The 16,273-nt window shown below is 72.6% G+C and carries 14 protein-coding genes; 7 read left to right on the top strand and 7 right to left on the bottom strand.

Annotation, left to right across the window (positions count from 1 at the left end; genetic code table 11):
* Positions 1 to 16: 16 nt before the first annotated feature.
* Positions 17 to 523 (bottom strand): carboxymuconolactone decarboxylase family protein, encoded by a 507-nt coding sequence (locus tag BCD48_RS37805; RefSeq protein ID WP_083419802.1) that lies wholly within the window; start codon positions 521 to 523, stop codon positions 17 to 19.
* 197 nt (positions 524 to 720) lie between these two features.
* On the opposite strand from BCD48_RS37805, the gene BCD48_RS37800 reads away from it, so the two are divergent.
* Positions 721 to 1,905 (top strand): amidohydrolase family protein, encoded by a 1,185-nt coding sequence (locus tag BCD48_RS37800; protein WP_071053196.1) that lies wholly within the window; start codon positions 721 to 723, stop codon positions 1,903 to 1,905.
* A gap of 137 nt (positions 1,906 to 2,042) precedes the next feature.
* Positions 2,043 to 2,609, top strand: a complete 567-nt coding sequence (locus BCD48_RS47835; RefSeq protein WP_083419801.1) for a MarR family winged helix-turn-helix transcriptional regulator — start codon at positions 2,043 to 2,045, stop codon at positions 2,607 to 2,609.
* Here BCD48_RS47835 and BCD48_RS37795 read toward each other — a convergent pair.
* Positions 2,548 to 4,236, bottom strand: coding sequence for an N-acyl-D-amino-acid deacylase family protein (locus BCD48_RS37795; protein ID WP_071053195.1), 1,689 nt, complete (start codon positions 4,234 to 4,236; stop codon positions 2,548 to 2,550). The two genes, BCD48_RS47835 and BCD48_RS37795, sit on opposite strands and share 62 nt — an antisense overlap.
* A 116-nt stretch (positions 4,237 to 4,352) precedes the next feature.
* Between BCD48_RS37795 and BCD48_RS37790 the strand changes: the two genes are divergently transcribed.
* Complete coding sequence (locus BCD48_RS37790) at positions 4,353 to 5,201, top strand: mycofactocin-coupled SDR family oxidoreductase (RefSeq protein ID WP_071053194.1); 849 nt, start codon at positions 4,353 to 4,355, stop codon at positions 5,199 to 5,201.
* 65 nt (positions 5,202 to 5,266) lie between these two features.
* Here the strand turns inward: BCD48_RS37790 and BCD48_RS37785 are convergent, their stop codons facing one another.
* The 3 genes from BCD48_RS37785 to BCD48_RS37775 form a co-directional block, all read right to left on the bottom strand.
* The gene (locus BCD48_RS37785) at positions 5,267 to 6,829 is read right to left on the bottom strand and encodes an AMP-binding protein (RefSeq protein WP_071053259.1); all 1,563 of its coding nucleotides are present in this window, start codon (positions 6,827 to 6,829) and stop codon (positions 5,267 to 5,269) included.
* A 135-nt stretch (positions 6,830 to 6,964) separates the two neighbouring features.
* Positions 6,965 to 8,179 carry a thiolase C-terminal domain-containing protein gene (locus BCD48_RS37780; protein ID WP_071053193.1) on the bottom strand — a complete coding sequence of 405 codons (1,215 nt, stop codon included), beginning with the start codon at positions 8,177 to 8,179 and terminating at the stop codon, positions 6,965 to 6,967.
* Positions 8,176 to 8,652 carry a Zn-ribbon domain-containing OB-fold protein gene (locus BCD48_RS37775; RefSeq protein WP_071053192.1) on the bottom strand — a complete coding sequence of 159 codons (477 nt, stop codon included), beginning with the start codon at positions 8,650 to 8,652 and terminating at the stop codon, positions 8,176 to 8,178. Before BCD48_RS37775 ends, BCD48_RS37780 begins: the two co-directional genes overlap by 4 nt.
* An 80-nt stretch (positions 8,653 to 8,732) precedes the next feature.
* Between BCD48_RS37775 and BCD48_RS37770 the strand changes: the two genes are divergently transcribed.
* Positions 8,733 to 9,494, top strand: a complete 762-nt coding sequence (locus BCD48_RS37770; RefSeq protein WP_241842310.1) for an SDR family NAD(P)-dependent oxidoreductase — start codon at positions 8,733 to 8,735, stop codon at positions 9,492 to 9,494.
* 101 nt (positions 9,495 to 9,595) lie between these two features.
* On the opposite strand, the gene BCD48_RS37765 is transcribed toward BCD48_RS37770, so the two are convergent.
* Positions 9,596 to 12,031, bottom strand: a complete 2,436-nt coding sequence (locus tag BCD48_RS37765) for a bifunctional acetate--CoA ligase family protein/GNAT family N-acetyltransferase (RefSeq protein ID WP_071053191.1) — start codon at positions 12,029 to 12,031, stop codon at positions 9,596 to 9,598.
* Positions 12,032 to 12,195: 164 nt separating this feature from the next.
* Positions 12,196 to 12,981 carry an SDR family NAD(P)-dependent oxidoreductase gene (locus BCD48_RS37760; RefSeq protein WP_071053190.1) on the bottom strand — a complete coding sequence of 262 codons (786 nt, stop codon included), beginning with the start codon at positions 12,979 to 12,981 and terminating at the stop codon, positions 12,196 to 12,198.
* A gap of 82 nt (positions 12,982 to 13,063) precedes the next feature.
* On the opposite strand from BCD48_RS37760, the gene BCD48_RS37755 reads away from it, so the two are divergent.
* From BCD48_RS37755 to BCD48_RS37745, 3 genes are all read left to right on the top strand, one after another.
* Positions 13,064 to 13,873: an SDR family NAD(P)-dependent oxidoreductase gene (locus BCD48_RS37755; RefSeq protein WP_071053257.1), complete on the top strand. Its 810-nt coding sequence runs from the start codon at positions 13,064 to 13,066 to the stop codon at positions 13,871 to 13,873.
* 74 nt (positions 13,874 to 13,947) lie between these two features.
* The gene (locus BCD48_RS37750) at positions 13,948 to 15,186 is read left to right on the top strand and encodes an acyl-CoA dehydrogenase family protein (RefSeq protein WP_071053189.1); all 1,239 of its coding nucleotides are present in this window, start codon (positions 13,948 to 13,950) and stop codon (positions 15,184 to 15,186) included.
* Positions 15,186 to 16,253, top strand: coding sequence for a phosphotransferase family protein (locus tag BCD48_RS37745; RefSeq protein ID WP_071053188.1), 1,068 nt, complete (start codon positions 15,186 to 15,188; stop codon positions 16,251 to 16,253). The genes BCD48_RS37750 and BCD48_RS37745 overlap by 1 nt, the downstream gene beginning before the upstream one ends.
* Positions 16,254 to 16,273: the final 20 nt, after the last annotated feature.

Below are 16,273 nucleotides of genomic sequence, written 5' to 3'. Positions count from 1 at the left end.
GTCCGCCTCACTGGCGTCAGCGCGCGGCCAGCCCCGCGTTGCCAGGACGGAGCAGGACTCGCAACGAGTTCTGCAGCCACGCGGTCATCGCGTAGGTGCCCACCAGCTGGATCAGCTCGATGAGTTGCGGCGCGTCCAGCCGCTGCGCGAGTATCGCCCAGGTCTCGTCGCTGATCACGCTGTCCGCGTGAAGTTCGTCGACGGCCCGGATGATCGCCGCATCGTCCGGCGCCCAGGCTTCGTGATCGGGTCCAGCGATCACCTGTTCGATCTCGGCGGTGGTGAGGCCGACCTCCCTCGCGATCTCGACGTGCTCGCCCCACTCGAGTTGGCCTCGGCACAGCCAGGCGTTTCGCAGGACAGCCAGCTCGCGGTCCCGCCCGGGCAGCGTCCCTCTGGTGAGGAGGAAGGTGGCGTATCGCGCGTACTGCCGGTACAGCCTCGGGTGCCGCACCAGGGTGGTGAGGTACTCCGCTCGGCGCGGCTGCCCGTCAGGCGTCCCCCAGGAGAGGAGCTCACGCATCTCCTCGGTCCACTCGCTCTCCGCAAGGGGACCGACCCGGGGCTCTGGCCGAACCGGATGAACGTGCACTTGCTGATCACCACCCGTCGAGGGTCTTCGAAACGTGCGGCATCTGGCCGCGACGGCGCCTGCCGCGCCATGGAGGTATGGTAGGCCCCTAAGATAGGGCACGACAACCTGCGCTCAGGGGGCTGCCGGTGTATCGACTGTTCAGTGTCGACGACCATGTGATCGAGCCGCCGGACGTCTGGTCCAGCCGCGTCCCGGCGAGGTTTCGGGATGACGCGCCTCGCGTGGTCGAACGGGAAGGCCGCGAGGTCTGGGTCTACGAGAACCAGGTCTTCCCGACCATCGCGTACGGCGTCGACGCGGCCCGGTTCCGACTGGGTGGCGGGGAGCAGGCCGCCATGCCGCTCGACACGCTTGACCAGATGGCTCGATGGGGGCTCGCCCGCTTCGAGGACATGAAAGCCGCATGCTACCGCCCGGCGGAGCGGGCGAAAGATCTTCAGTCCAACGGCGTCTACGCCAGTATCTCGTTCCCATCATTCCCGCGCTTCGGGGGAGCGCGATTCCTTGATTTCGAGGACAAGGAACTCGCCGCAGTCTGCGTGCGCGCATGGAACGACTTCATCCTCGACGAGTGGTGCCCCGGAGGCCCGCCTGGCCAGTTCGTCCCCATGACGCTCGGCCTGCTCTGGGACCCCCAGGCAACAGCGGCCGAGGTGCGCCGTTGCGTGGCCAAGGGCGCGAAGGCGCTGTGCTGGGTGAGCAACCCGGCGCCCCTCGGGCTACCGAACATCTGGGATGAGTGCTGGGACCCGGTCTGGGCGATCTGTGCGGCGGAGGGCCTGCCGATCTGCATGCACATCGGCTCCGACGGGAGCACCTTCAACCCATCACCGGGAGTGGACGCTCCGCTCCCGCAGGCTTTGACGATCGGTTCCTGGATCGACTCCGTCAACTTCATGCTGAGCCCGGTGCCGCGCAAGTTCCCGGACGTCAGGCTGGTGTTCGCCGAGGGCGGCATCGGCTGGATCCCGGCGGCGTTGGAGCGCGCTGACCGCGCCTGGGCGCGCCACGGGTTCGAGAAGAACCGTCCGCACCCGTGGCCCTCCGAAGTCTTTCGACGCAACATGTCCGTCTGCATGATCGATGAGCCGACGGGCATCGGGTTGCATGATCTGATCGGCATCGAGAACATCCTCGCCGAGCTCGACTACCCGCACGTCGACACCAGCTATCCCGACACACAGACGGTTATGGGAGAACTTCTGCAGGGCATGCCTGACGAGAAGGCTCAACTGGTCGCTCATGGAAACGCCGAGCGTCTCTTCGGGTGGACGATGGCAGAGCCGAGCTCCGTCCTGGCGGGAACGTGACAGTGAAGGCGGCGGCCACGTGACAAGATTCGGGTCACGGCTGGCGAGGGGAGGGCGATGTGGCGCGCGCCGATGAACGTCGCCGGCCGCGGGGCGCCTCGGAGGATGTCGGACAACCGGCACCGCGGACGCGCGCCATGGCGGCGCTGCGGCGTCTTGGCCGAGCCTGGACAGCGGTGGCCGACGAGCTGCTGGCCGAGGAGGGCGCGACCTTGGCGCAGTATGCCGTCCTCACCGCGTTGTCGCAGGACACGCCCCTGTCTGGCGCTGAACTCGCTCGCCGCTGTGGAGTGACTGCCGCGACGATGTCGGCGCTGTTGGCCAATCTCGACAACCGAGGTCTCCTTGCCCGCGCGAAGGACCCGTCCGGCGGCCGGGCCGTCCTCACGCGCCTGACCCCCGCGGGGACGGCGTTGTTGGAACGCTGCGATCCGCACATCGACGCCATCGAGCGGCAGTTCCTCGCCGAGGTCAGCGAGTCCGAGCTTCGCGGGGTCGAAGACGTGCTCCTGCGCTGGGCACGTCGCTTCGAGGAACTCCAGCAGCCAGCAAGGTTGTCTGACACGATCGCGCGAACACCGCGCGGTACGTCTGGACATTCAACGTCCCTGTCGGGCCCGGCGGGCCCACGTCGCGGGGCTCTCAGCCGGCCGCCAGGAACCGGCCCGGACGGGCACCCGTCAGCCCGCCTGCCTCCTGGGTGACCTTGCCGGCGACGACGGTGTAGCGGTAACCGCCCGGCGGGCGGCGCAGCCGGGAGCCGCCCGCCGGAAGGTCGTCGACGAAGACGTCGGGCTGCCAGGCCAGCTCGTCGAGGGCGAACACGACCAGGTCCGCGACCCCGCCCGCGCGCACGGCGCCGCGCCCACGCAGCCCGAAGGCCTCCGCCTGCCGTCCGGTCAGCGCGTGGACCGCCTGCTCGAGAGACAGGTCGCCGCGGTCACGGACGTGGCGGGTGAGCAACAGTGTGCTGTCGCCCGTGGCGCACATCATCTGCAGGTGCGCGCCCGCGTCGCTGTTGCCGATCAGCGCCGCCGGGTGCGTGAGCGTCTCCGCGACCCCGTCGGGATCGGAGTTGGAGACACCGACACCGACGAGGCCCGGATCCAGGTCGTTGGCCAGCACCCAGTCGGCGAGCACGTCGGAGGGGTGGCCGCCGCGTTCGGCGACCAGGTCGGCCAGGGTCGCGCCCACCCATCGGTTCAGCTCCGGGCGGCGGACCTCGACGAGGCGCATCCGTTCGGGGAACTTGTGCGGGATCATCGTGCGCGGGACTCGGTCCCACTCCTCGCGGGCAAGCGCCCGCCAGGCTGGGTCGACCAGCAGCGCGCACTTGCTGACGGCGTCCGCCTGGACCATCCGGTGCCAGCTCTCGGCCAGCGCGAACCATGACATGCCGCCGAACCAGTTCACCCGGATGTCCAGCGTGCGCGGCGAGACCTGCGGCAGGGTCCGCACGCCGCGCTGCTGGAGGGTGAGCGCGTGGTCGAGCATCCGCGTGGCCGCGTGTGGGCGGTCGGCGTCGTGGAAGACGCCGATCCAGGTGTGGATGATCCCGCGTGGGCCGCACAGGGCGGCCATCCGCTCGACGTCGGCCCGCATCGCCCGCCCGCCGGTCTGGTCGGGGATGAACTGCACCGCGCGGCCATGGGCCGCCACCACGTCCAGGAGCGCGGCGAGCTCGGCTTCGTCCGCGAGCCGGCTCGGCACCGGGCGCTTCTCGCGGTCCTCGTCGAAGCCCAGCGACGACGACAGGCCCAGCGCGCCCGCGGCCAGGCTCTCGTCGAGGACACGCGCCATCTCGGCCCGCTCGGCCTCCGTCGCCGGCCGCTCCCACGCCTCCGCGCCGATGACGAACAACCGCAGCGGGGTGTGGCCGACGAACCCGACCGCGTTCACGCCTAGGCCGTGGGCCGCCGCGGCGGCCCGATAGTCGGGCCACGTCTCCCAGGTCCAGGGGATCGCGGCGTCGAAGGCGGATTCGGGCAGGTCCTCGATGTAGCAGAACAGACTGGTGACGCCAGCCCGGTCCGCGGCGCGCACCGGCGCCAGCGAGAGCGAGCAGTTGCCCATCATCACCGTCGTGACGCCGTGCTGCGGCATCGGGTCACACGAGGCGTCCCACCACAGGGACGGGTCCACGTGGGTGTGGTTGTCGATGAACCCCGGCGCGACCACGGCGCCGGCCGCGTCCAGCACGCGCTCGCCCGCCACGGCCAGGCCCGGCCCGACCTCGGCGACCCGGCCGCCCCTGACACGGACATCGGCCGCGCGCGGCGGCGCGCCGGTTCCGTCTACGAGCAGCCCTCCCTTGACCAGCAGATCAGCCATGGTGCACCACCGCGTGCCGGTAACGGCCGGCGGACCGGCGCGCGAGACGATCGACGGAGTCCCGGTATCGCATAAGCTAAAAGATACAACTAATTGATGCCAAAGGGGAGGTGCTGATGGGTGACCTGACGGGGAAAGCCGCGTTCGTGACCGGTGCGGCCCGCGGCCAGGGCAGGGCCCACGCGGTACGGCTCGCGCGGGACGGCGCGGACGTCATCGCGGTGGACGTGTGCGCACCCGTGCCGCCGTCGCGGATCCCGCCGGCCACGCTCGCCGACCTGGAGGAGACCGCCCGGCTGGTCCGCGAGACCGGCCGAGGTGTCGTCGCGCGGGTCGCGGACGTCCGTGACCTCGCGGCGTTACGTCGCGTGGTGGCGGAGGGCGTCGAACGGTTTGGCGGCCTGGACATCGTCGTGGCCAACGCCGGCATCGCCACCGGCGGCCCGACGGTGGATCTCACGGAGGACGCCTGGCTCACGACCGTGGACGTCAACCTGTCCGGGGCCTGGCGTACCTGCGCCGCCGCCGTCCCCGCCATGGTCGAGACCGGTCGCGGAGGGTCGATCGTGCTAACGAGCTCGATCGCCGGGCTGCGCGGCCTCCCGCTGGCCGCCGCCTATTCGGCGTCCAAGCACGGCCTCGTCGGGCTGTGCCGCGTGCTCGCCCTGGAGCTTGCCGGGCACGACATCCGGGTCAACACGATCCACCCGCACGGCGTCAACACCCCGATGGCGAACGTGCGCGAAGACCTCGCGCCGGGGGAGGCCGGGCGCGACCACGGGCGGGCCGCCCGGACTGGTGGCCTGGACCCGGCGGTCTTCGGGGTGCTCGGGCAGCTGCTGCCGGTGGGCCGGATCGCCGAACCGGAGGAGATCGCCGCGGTGGTGTCCTGGCTCGTCTCCGCCGACGCGCGGTTCCTCACCGGCGCGCAGATCCCGATCGACTTCGGCAACCAACTGCTGTGACCACGGGTGTGCCCGGCGCAGCCGCGCCGGGCACACCCCACCAGGTCGCGCGGCCCAGGAGAAAGTCAGCGTCCGGCGCCGAGGTGGCTGCCACCTGGGTAGCCACCGCCGCCGAAGCGCTCGTCGAGGGCGTCGTAGTCGACGGAGCCGCCGACGCGGGGGAGGGCGTCGACGAACTCGATCGTCTTGGGCTTCTTGTAGGTCGCGATCAGCGTCCGGCAGTGCTCGATCAGCTCGGCGGCGTCCACGGTCGCGCCGTCGGCGAGCGCGACGACCGCCTTGACGTCCTGCAGCCAGCGCTCGTTCGGAATGCCGATGACCGCCGCCTCCCGGACCGACGGGTGAGCCTCGAGCGCGCGCTCGACCTCGGCGGGGAAGATGTTCTCCGCGCCCGATTTGATCATCCGGGTCAGCGTGCCGACGAACGTGATGCTGCCGTCGGCCTCGCGGCGGCCGGCGTCACGGGTGTGCCACCAGCCGTGCGCCCACCGGCGGTCGTTCTCCTCAGGGCGGTTCCAGTAGCCGAGGTTGACCAGGTCGCCGCGGGCGCAGATCTCGCCGACCTCCCCGGCCGGCACCTCGCGGCCCTCCGGGTCGAGCAGGCGGACCTGCAGCAGCGGCGAGGGCCGCCCGGCGTTCGCCCCGCCGTTGCCGTAGCAGCGCAGCACGTTCATGCCGGCCAGCTCGGTCTGGCCATAGCCCTGCCCGAGGCCGCCGCCCATGCGGGCGAACCGGCTCTGGTCGGACTCGACGACCCCGTTCCACAGGGGCGCGGCGAAGGTGGCCCGCAGGGGGGACAGGTCGCGCTGCTCGGTCGACTGGAGCGCGACCACCTCGGCGATCGTGGCCGGCATCAGGTAGGCGTGGGTGCAGCGCTCGTCGGCGAGCAGGCGCAGCACCTCGGAGGCGGTGACGCGGGTCAGGACGACGTTCGTGCCGCCGAACAGGAACGTCGAGATGCCGAAGTACTGGAAGTTGCCGATGTGGAACATCGGACCCGAGTTGAGGAACACCGTCTCGGCGCCGATGTCGCCGGCCCAGGCGGTCGTCATCCCCATGCCGATCAGGTTGGTGTGCGAGAGCAGGGATCCGCACTGGCGGCCGGAGACGGCGGCCGTGTAGATGACCAGCAGGGGGGTGTCGGGGGAGACCTCGGTCTCCGGATCGAGGTCGGCGCCGCCGGCGAGGAACGCCTCGTAGGTGTCCGGCCCGTCGGCGTCGTGCTGGAGCCACAGTGCCTTGTGCCGGTCGCCGACCTGGGCCCGCGCGGCGCGCACCGTCTCGCCGATCTCGGCTTCCTGCCAGACCACGACGGCGGGGGAGAAGTCCTCGATCGCGAAGGCCGTCTCGTCGACGGACCAGCGCCAGTAGCCGGGGCAGACCATCGCGCCGATCTTCGCCGCGGCCGCCAGCAGCTCGTAGACGCGCGCCGAGTTCTGGCCGAGCCACAGGATCCGGTCGCCCTCGCCGGTCCCGGTGGCGCGCAGCGCGTCGGCGAGCCGGTTGACCCGCGTGTTCAGCTCCGGCCAGGTCAGCCGCGCTTCGCCGTCGACCAAGGCGAGCCGGTCCGGGTAGGCGCGTGCATGGTCGCGCAGGACGTCGCCGAACGTCTGGCGGTACACAGGCATGTCGATCTTCTCCTGGAGGAGGGAGCCGGCGTGGGGAGGCACAACTGGAGGCGGAGGTCGGCGTCGTGTGATGAGTTCCGTCGCTCAGGCGGCGGCGCCAGCCGGTGGCCCGGGCCGCCGCGGGGTCAGTCGTCGTCAGTCGTCGGCGCGCAGGATGAGCCCTTGGGCGTTGAAGAACATGCCGCCGGGCGTGAGGAACGCCACCCGCGCTGCCGGCACCTGACGCTCCCCGGCCACGCCACGTAGCTGGGTGACGGCCTCTCGGACGTGGCCCGCACCCTGCGAGCCGCCCTCGGACAGGCTGCCGCCGTGCGGGTTGATCGGTACCCGGCCGTCGATGAGGACCCGGCCGGCGTCGTCGGCGCGGTGGGCGCGCAGGAAGTCGCCGGCCTCTCCCGGCTTGCACCAGCCGTAGGACTCGAGGCAGCGCAGCGTGAGGAAGGAGAAGCCGTCGTAGGGGAGGAACACATCCGTGTCCTCGATCCACAGATCGCTCTTGGCCCGTAGGTCGCGCGCGACGACCGCCTGCCCGGTGGTGGCCAGGTCCTCGGTGAGGTGCTCCTCAGGGTGGCGGGTCATCCCCATGCTCGCCGCGTGGACGAGTACCGGCGGCCTTGCCAGGTCGCGGGCGCGTTCCGTGCCGGTGACGACGAACGCGTCCGCGCCGTCGACCGGCAGGTCCATGTCGTACAGGCCCAGCGGCTCGCGGACCATCCGGCCGGCGAGGTAGTCGTCCATGGTCAGCGGCGCCCGCATCACGGCGTGGGGGTTGCGAGCGGCGTTCGCCCGGTCGTTGAGCACGACCAGGCCGAAGTCCTCCCGGGTGCGGCCGAACTCGGCGAGGTAGCGGCTGGCCCAGGCCGCGTAGCCGACCGGCCCGAACATCCCGAAGGGCTCGCCGTCGGTGTGGCCCTCGCCGCTCGCTGCCCGGCCGTCGGCCACGCCGAAGCCGGCGCGTCGGCGGAACGGGTCGGCGCCCGCCCCCCGGGAGGTTCCGCCCAGCCGGTACACCGAGTGGTAGACGAGGACGGTCTCGGCGGCCCCGGAGCAGACCGCGCCGACCGCCGCGAGCAGATGGTTCATGATGGGTGGGCGGACGTGCGACCAGTAGGTCACGTCGTCCAGGCCCAGCGCCGACACGACCGCCGTGGGGTCGATCCCGCCCGTGTGCAGGCCGCCGCCGACGACGCCGTCGATGTTGGCGCCCGACAGGCCAGCGTCGCGGATCGCCGCGGTGGTCGCCTCCAGCACCATCGACAGCTCTGTCGTGGCGCCGCGGTCGCGGGCGTAGGGCGACAGCCCGACGCCGACGATGGCGACCTTGTCCTTGGCCCGGTTACGCGCGCTCACGCAGACACCTCCGTGATCGGGTCCGCCGGGCGGAAGGCGTACCAGGGCGCGCCCGCGCGGGTGATCCAGATGAGCTCGACGGGCAGGCCGACGGCGAGCCGTTCGGGCGGGCAGTCGACGATCGAGGCCGCGAAACGCAGACCGGGCTGCTCGGCGAGCTCGACGGCCGCCAGCGGCCACGGGGTCGCATAGTCGACGTCCGTCGCCGGCGGGCCCTGGAACAGGCGGGTGAGCATGTATACGGTCCCGCGCCCGGCCACCGGCGTCAGGGCGACGTTCGTCGACCAGCAGGCCGGGCAGAGCGGGCGCGGCTGCGCCGCCCAGGTCCCGCAGTCCGCGCAGCGGTTCGCCAGCAGCTCGTGACGCAGCAGGCCGGCGTAGAACCGGACGTTGAGGTGATCTAGACGCGTCTCGGGGTAGGCCAGGAGCACTTCCTCGTCGCTGACCGATCCGGTGCCGGTGCCGGTGCTCATGCGCGCCTCCTCGCGGACGTTGCAAGTCGCGTCACACCATACAATTATAGTTAGAAGTTAGCTATTTCAGTGGAGGTCGGGTGACGGGCTTGGGACGGCTGGCTGGCCGGGTGGCGCTGGTGACCGGTGCAGGTCAGGGCATCGGGCGGGGCATCGCCCACGCGCTGGCCCGGGAAGGCGCGGGTGTGGCCGTGTCGGGCCGACGCGTCGATCCGCTCGACACGGTGGTGAAGGAACTGACCGCGCTGGGTGCCAGCGCGCTCGCGGTACCGGGCGACGTCGGCGTGCGCGCCGACGCGGACCGGATGGTCGCGCAGACCGTCGCGGAGTTCGGCGCCCTCGACATTCTCGTGAACAACGCGCAGTCATCGGTCCAGGTCCGCCTCGAGGACACGACGGACGCCGACGTGGAGCTCGCCTGGCGCAGCGGCGCGCTGGGCACCCTGTACTGCATGCAGGCATGCCTGCCCCACCTGAAGGAGCGCGGAGGCAGCATCGTCAACTTCGGGTCATCGACGGGGGTCCGCGGCGACACCACGTTCGGCTCCTACGCGATGGCCAAGGAGGCCATCCGAGGCCTGTCGCGGGTCGCCGCGCGCGAGTGGGGCCGCTACGGCATCCGCGTGAACGTCATCTGCCCGACCGCGATGTCGCCCGCCGCCGAGGAGTACCGCGAGGCCAACCCCGAGCGCTTCGCGATGGTGATGCGGGAGATCCCGCTGGGCCGGTTCGGTGACCCGGAGACCGACATCGGCCGGGCGGTGGCCGCGCTCGTCAGCGATGACATGTCCTACCTGACCGGCGCGACGCTCATGCTCGGCGGTGGCCGCGAGGTCCAGTGAACCGGCCCGCCGGCCGCGCCGCACCCGGGCCGTGCGCCCGGCGGGCCGGTCGGCGGGCTCGGCGAGGCACTGGACCGTGCATCGGGACCTGGCATCGTCGGTCAGCCCGCGGCCTCGTCGGGCGTGGCGAGGGTGAGCCGGGCGCCGAGCGCGGCCACGCCGCCTCTGTCCGGGAACACCCGCAGCGGCCGGATCGCGAGGCCTGTGACCCGCGGCAGGTCCTCGACCATCGCGGACACCCTCAGCAGCATTTCCTCCAGCGCGCCGACGTCACAGCGCGGCGCCTCCCGCCACCCGTCCAGCAGCGGGAATGCTCGCAGCGACCGGACCATCTCCGGCGCGTCCCGGTCCGACAACGGGGTGACGCGCACGGCCACGTCCCCGACCAGGTCCGCGTAGTCGTCGGCGAGGGCGAGGGTCACCACCGGGCCGAAGACCGGGTCGGTCGCCACGCCGACCGCCATGTCGACCGCGTCCGGCTCCCCGCCGGCGGCTGGCTGCTCGGCGACCGGGATGCCGTAGTGGCGCAGGAGCGCCCGGGCGGCGTCGGGGTCCACCGGGCCCGCTGGCAGGCTGTCGAGCAACGCCCGGGCCGCTGCCGCGTCCGCGTCCCCCGACTCGACGACCACGCCCGCTGGGCTGCGCCGCCACGCGCCGTAGGCTGCGGCCGCGCCAAGAGCGGAGGCGGCCGCTTCGGGGAACACGTAGCTGGGGATCGCCCGCCCTTCGCGGCGCAGCAGGGTGGGAAGCCCCGGCGCGGACAGGAAACTCGTCACGACCGTCTTGTGCGGCACCGCCGCGGCCGCGGTGGCGATCGCCGCGGCGACGTCGGCGACGTGGCGGACCAGCGGCGGCACGTACAGCACAACCAGCGCGTCGACCGCGGGGTCGGTGAGCGCGGCGTCGACGCTCGCCCGGTAGTCGGAGGGCGTCGCGCCCGGTCCCAGGTTCGCCCCGGCATGGCCGGTGACGACCAGCCCGCTCGCCTGGCACGCGTCGGCGGTCAGGGCGCCGGGCCCGTCGGCGTTCGTGACGATCGCGACCCGGTTGCCGCCGGGCACGGGCTGGTTCGCGAGCAGGAGCGCGACGTCGAACATGGCGCCCAGGGACCGCGTCCGGATGATCCCCGACTGCTGGAACAACGCGTCCAGCGCCGCGTCCGAGCCGGTGACGGGCTCGTCGTCGGCTGGCCCGCCGGGGACCTCCTCCCAGAGCGTCGGCGAGCCCGCGTGCACGGCGACGATCGGCTTGCGGGCGGCGATGCGCCGCGCGATCCGCGCGAACTTTCGCGGGTTGCCGAACCGGCCGAGATGCAGCAGGACCACCGAGGTTGCGGCGTCCTCCTCCCACCACTGAAGCAGGTCGCTGGTGGACACGTCCGCGGCGTTGCCGATCGACACGAAGCTGGCGAAGCCCAGGCCGAGCTGCTCGGCGTGGCTGAGCACGGCGAGGCCCAGCGGCCCGGACTGGCTCGACATCGACACCGGCCCCGGCGGGGGGATGCGGGGCGCGAACGTGGCGAACAGGGTCTGGTCGTCGAACCGGCTGACTATTCCCATGCAGTTCGGCCCGATCAGGCGCATCCCGCCGGTCCGCGCCGCGTGGACCAGGCGCCGTTCACGGTCCAGGCCGTCGAGCCCGGACTCGCCGAACCCGGTCGACACGACGACGACGGCTCCCGCGCCGACGGCCGCTGCGTCCAGGACGACCTGCTCGGCATTCTCGGCGGGGACGGCGATGACGACGAGGTCCACCTCGCCCGGCAGGTCGCGCAGGCTCGGGTAGGCGTTGACGCCCGCGATCTGGTCGGCATGCGGGTTGACCGGGTGGACGGGCCCGTCGAAGCCGTGGGCCAGCAGGTTGCGCAGGATCTCGTGGCCGATGGTCTTGGCCCGCCGCCCGGCGCCGACCACGGCGACGGACCGCGGCCGCAGCAGCGGCCGCAGCGAGGAGCGAACCGCGACGTGCTCGCGGCGGTCGGACCGGGCCATCACCTGGCCGGCGGGGTCCGTCGTCATCGTCACCTGGACGACCGAGCCGCCCCAGACGGTCTCGGTCCGGTATCCGGAGCCCGCGAAGGTCCGCAGCATCCGCGTGTTGTCCGCGAGGACGTCCGCGGTCAGGGTCACGACGCCGCGGGCGCGGGCTGCCTGGGCGAGCCGTTCCAGCAGCAGCGTGCCGAGACCGTGCTCCTGGTAGTCGTCCTCGACGGTGAAGGTGGCCTCGCCCCGGTGGGGCTCGTCTGGCGCGCGGACGCAGCGCGCCACCGCGATGAGCCGGGTGCCCAGCGTGGCGACGAGCGCGATGTGGTCGACCTGGTCGACGTCGGCCCACGCCCGGAGGGTCTCGGGGCTGATCCGCACCACGGGGCCGAGCAGCCGGTAGGAGATCGTCCGGCGGGACAGCCGGCCGCTGAAGGCGATCAGAGCGTCGGCGTCGTCCGCGCGGATCGGCCGGACGAGCACCGACCGGCCGTCGCGCAGCAGCCCCGGCCGCTCCCAGGAGGCCGGTCCTTCGTCTCGCCGCGTCCTTGCCACGTCCTCACCCTAGTCGCGGTGATCAGTCGCGATCGGTCGCTCCCGGCCACCCGGGTCGGCCCAGGTCGGGGCGTGGCCCGCCGTGCCGTGGGGCGCCTGGCCGTTCGTCGCCGCCGGGCGGCGGCCAGGAGCGGGACTACCGTCGCCCGCGCCCCGGTATGCCGTCAGAAGGTGAACGGCGACGGTGGTCGCAGGTCGCCGAGGCGGTTGGTCGTGTAGGCGAGCCAACGGTCGTAGTCGTCGGCCTTGTTCCGGAACGACGACCCCACCCGCGGGTTCGGCAGGATAAGGAAGTTCTCGGCCGCCAGGCCCGCGACGGTGATCTCGGCGACCTCCGCCGGTGTCTGCACCAGGCCGATCCCCGGATGGTCGGCGCCCTGGACGGTCCTCGTCTCGACCGCCGTCGGGCACAGGCATGACACCCGGATGCCCTTGTCCGAGTAGTTCAGCGCCAGCCACTCCGCGAACCCCAGCGCGGCGTGCTTGGTGACGGTGTAGGTCAGCTCCGACGGCCCGGTGATCAGTGCCGCGGCGGAGAGCGTCTGGAGGAAGTGGCCGCCGCCGCGGCGCAGCATCCGGGGCACCAGGCACTGGGCGGCCCAGACGTGGGCTAGCACGTTGACCCGCCACGACCGGTCCCAGGTCGCCGCGCTGGTCTGCAGGTTGCCGCCCTCCGGCCCGCCGAACACCGCCGGGTTGCCGCAGAACAGGTCCGTCGGTCCGGCGGTCTCCTCGGCCCAATCGATGAACGCCGCCAGCGCCGCCTGGTCACCGACGTCGCAGGGACGCCCGGGGACGCCGAGCGTCTCGGACATCGCCGAGACGGCGTCGGCGTCCAGGTCGCTGACGACCACCGACTGTGCGCCGTGCGCGAGGAACGCTTCGACGAGCCCGCGGCCGATGCCGTGCGCCGCGCCCGTCACCACGATCCGGCTGCTTTCGATTTTCATGGCCGTCTCCGTACAGCTGTGGGACCCGTCCGGACAATCGTCGCAGGTTGTGGCAGAGAATGACAGCATGGCAGACTCCGCCATGTGCGACGCCACTGGTGCGCCGCGAGGGGAGGCGACGGTGGGTCTCGCGGAACTGTTCGACCTGGAAGGCCGGGTCGCGGTGGTGACCGGCGGCAGCCGCGGGATCGGTTACGCCGTTGCCCGCGGCTTCGCGGCGGCCGGGGCCGACGTGGTCATCGCGAGCCGCAAACTGGAGGCCTGCCAGGAGGCCGCCGGGCGGATCGCGAGGGAGAGTGGCCGCCGGGCGGTTCCCATCGGCTGCCACGTCGGGCGCTGGGCGGACTGCGACCGTCTCGTCGACGAGGTCTACGCCGCGTTCGGCCGCTGCGACGTCCTGGTCAACAACGCCGGGATGTCCCCGCTCTACCCGGACCTTCCAAGCGTCACGGAGGACTACTTCGACAAGGTCGTCGGGGTCAACCTCAAAGGGCCGTTCCGGCTCGGTGCGCTCGCGGGCGACCGGATGGCCGCGGCCGGCGGCGGCAGCATCATCAACGTCTCGACGATCGGCTCGCTGCGCCCCGGCGCCGGCGAGCTCGTCTACGCCTGCGCGAAGGCCGGCCTCAACGCGCTGACCATCGGGCTGGCGGAGGCCTACGGGCCGGCGGTGCGCTCGAACGGCATCCTGCCCGGCGGTGTGCTCACGGACATCGCCGACGCCTGGACACCCGAGCGGCGCGAGCAGGCCGCGCACGCCACCACTCTCGGCCGCGCCGGCACGGCCGACGACTTCGTCGGCACCGCCCTGTGGCTCGCCAGCCCCGCCTCTGCCTGGGTCAGCGGCACCCTCATCCGCGTCGACGGCGGCGCGTACCGGCAGACCAGCTGACCGGACCGCCCCGACGGGCGGTCCCGCACCGCCGGCGACCGGCGCGGGCCGGGCCGGCGAAGGGAGAGCAGACCATGGTCGACTTCGCCATTCCCGAGGAGGCCCGGGCCGTGCGCGCCCGGGTCGCGGGCTTCATCGACAGCCACGTCCTGCCGGCCGAGCAGCGGGTCGGCCAGGAGCCCTATTTCGACATCGTCGCCGAGCTGCAGGCCAGGGCCCGCGCCGAGGGGCTGTGGTGCCCGTTCGTCCCCCGGGAATGGGGCGGGATGGGGCTCGGGCCGCTGGCGAACGCCGTGGTCCAGATCGAGGTGGGCCGGTCCTTCAGCTACCTCGCCGCGTGGGCGCTGAACTGCATGGGCCCGCAGGACGCGACCATGATGACCTTGATCGAGCACGGCACGCCGGAGCAGAAGGAGAAGTACCTGCGTCCGCTCGTGGCCGGCGACCTGCGGATCTGCTTCTCGATGACCGAGCGCGCCGCCGGCTCGGACGCGACCGGGATGCGCACCACCGCCGTCCGCGACGGCGACACCTGGGTCCTGGACGGCGAGAAGTGGTTCTCCAGCAACGCGACCATCTCCGACCTCGCGCTGGTGATGGCGCGTACCAGCGACGAGGGGCCCCGCCAGCAGCGGTTCACGACCTTCCTCGTCGAGCTGCCGAACCCGGGCTACCGGATCATCCGGAACATCCCGACCATGGACGAGCCGTTGCGGGCCCGCTTCGGCGACGAGGTGCGCAGCGGCCATGCCGAGGTGGTCATCGACAACCTCGTGGTCGGGCACGAGAACGTGCTCGGCGGTGTCGGCCAGGGGTTCGCGATGGGCCAGCACCGTCTGGGCTACGGGCGGCTGCGCCACGGCATGTGGAGCATCGCGAAGGCGCAGGCCGCGCTCGACCTGGCAGCCGGCCGGGCGCTGGAGCGGGAGACGTTCGGCGAGCCGCTCGCCGACCGCCAGGGTGTCCAGTGGATGCTCGCGGACTGCGCCGAGCAGCTGTACGTCACCCGGCTGATGGTCCTGCACCTCGCCTACAAGATGGAGCGCGGCCTGGACCTGCGCCAGGAGAACTCGATCGCCAAGAACTACATCGCGCACATGCTGCACAACGTCGTCGACACCGCGCTGCAGATCCACGGCTCCCTCGGCTACACGCTCGACACCCCGCTGGCCGAGTGGTACGTCGAGGCCCGCCAGCAGCGGCTCGTCGACGGCCCCGACGAGGTGCACCGCTGGGTGATCGGGCGCCACGTGCTCAAGGCCTTCCGGCACGACGGCACGACGGCCGCCGCGACCGGTGGGGACCTCGTCTGATGGGCACCGGCACGGGCACCGGCGCCGCGGCTGCCGGCGGCGCGCTCGTCGACCTGCCCGCGTTGGAGGGCTGGCTCGAGACGGTGCTGCCGGGCGGCGGCCCGGCGCGGCGGGCCCGCCTCGGCGAGGCGACCGGCATCGCCAACGCGCTGTTCACCGTCGACTGGGGCGGACGGACGCTGGTGCTGCGCAGGGCGCCCGCGGCCCGGATCACGAGCAGCGCCGGCAACACCGTGCGCGAGGCCTGGCTGCTCGCCGCGCTCGCCGACACCCCGGTCCGTCATCCGCGGCTGGTCGCAGCCTGCCCCGACCCGGCGGTGATCGGCGCACCGTTCATCCTTATGGAGCGTGTGGACGGGTTCACCCCGGCCGGGGGCCTCCCCGCACCGTTCGACGCCGACCCCGCCTCCCGCCGCGCCTTCGGCCTGGAGGCCGTCGACGCGCTCGCGGAGCTCGCGCTCGTCAACTGGCGGGCGGTGGGCCTCGAGGGGTTCGGGAAGCCCGACGGGTTCCTCGACCGGCAGGTCGACCGGTGGCTGTGGCAGCTCGGGACCTACCAGGCCCGGCCGCTGCCGGAATCCACCGACAACCTCGCCGCCTGGCTGCGTGCCCACCAGCCGGCGACCGGGCCGATCGCGATCATGCACGGGGACTACAGCCTGTTCAACGTGATGTTCGCGCCGGGCGCCCCGGCCCGGCTCGCCGCGATCGTCGACTGGGACACCGCGACGATCGGCGACCCGCTCATGGACCTGGGCCACCTGCTCGCCCGCTGGGACGAGCCCGGCGAGCCGGCGACCTTCCTCGGCTCCAGCGACGTCGCCGACCGGACGGGGCTGGCCGGCCGCGCCGAGCTGGCCGCGCGCTACGCGGAGCGCACCGGCCACTCAGTCGCTGACCTGCGGTTCTATGAGGTGCTGGCGCTGTTCAAGCTCGGCTGCATCATGGAGGGCCACCACGCCCAGGCCGCCCGTACCGGGGACCCGTCGGGTGCCCGGTTCGCCCCGATGGCGCCGGCGATCTTCGCCGACGCGCTCGCGATCGCGCGCGGGGACCGGACGCCCTAGGCCTCCGGTCACGTCGGCGC

Source organism: Pseudofrankia coriaricola (genome assembly GCF_001854805.1).
Lineage (GTDB): Bacteria > Actinomycetota > Actinomycetes > Frankiales > Frankiaceae > Pseudofrankia.
Note: the sequence above shows the minus strand (reverse complement) of the source record. Positions and strands in the feature narration are given on the sequence as shown.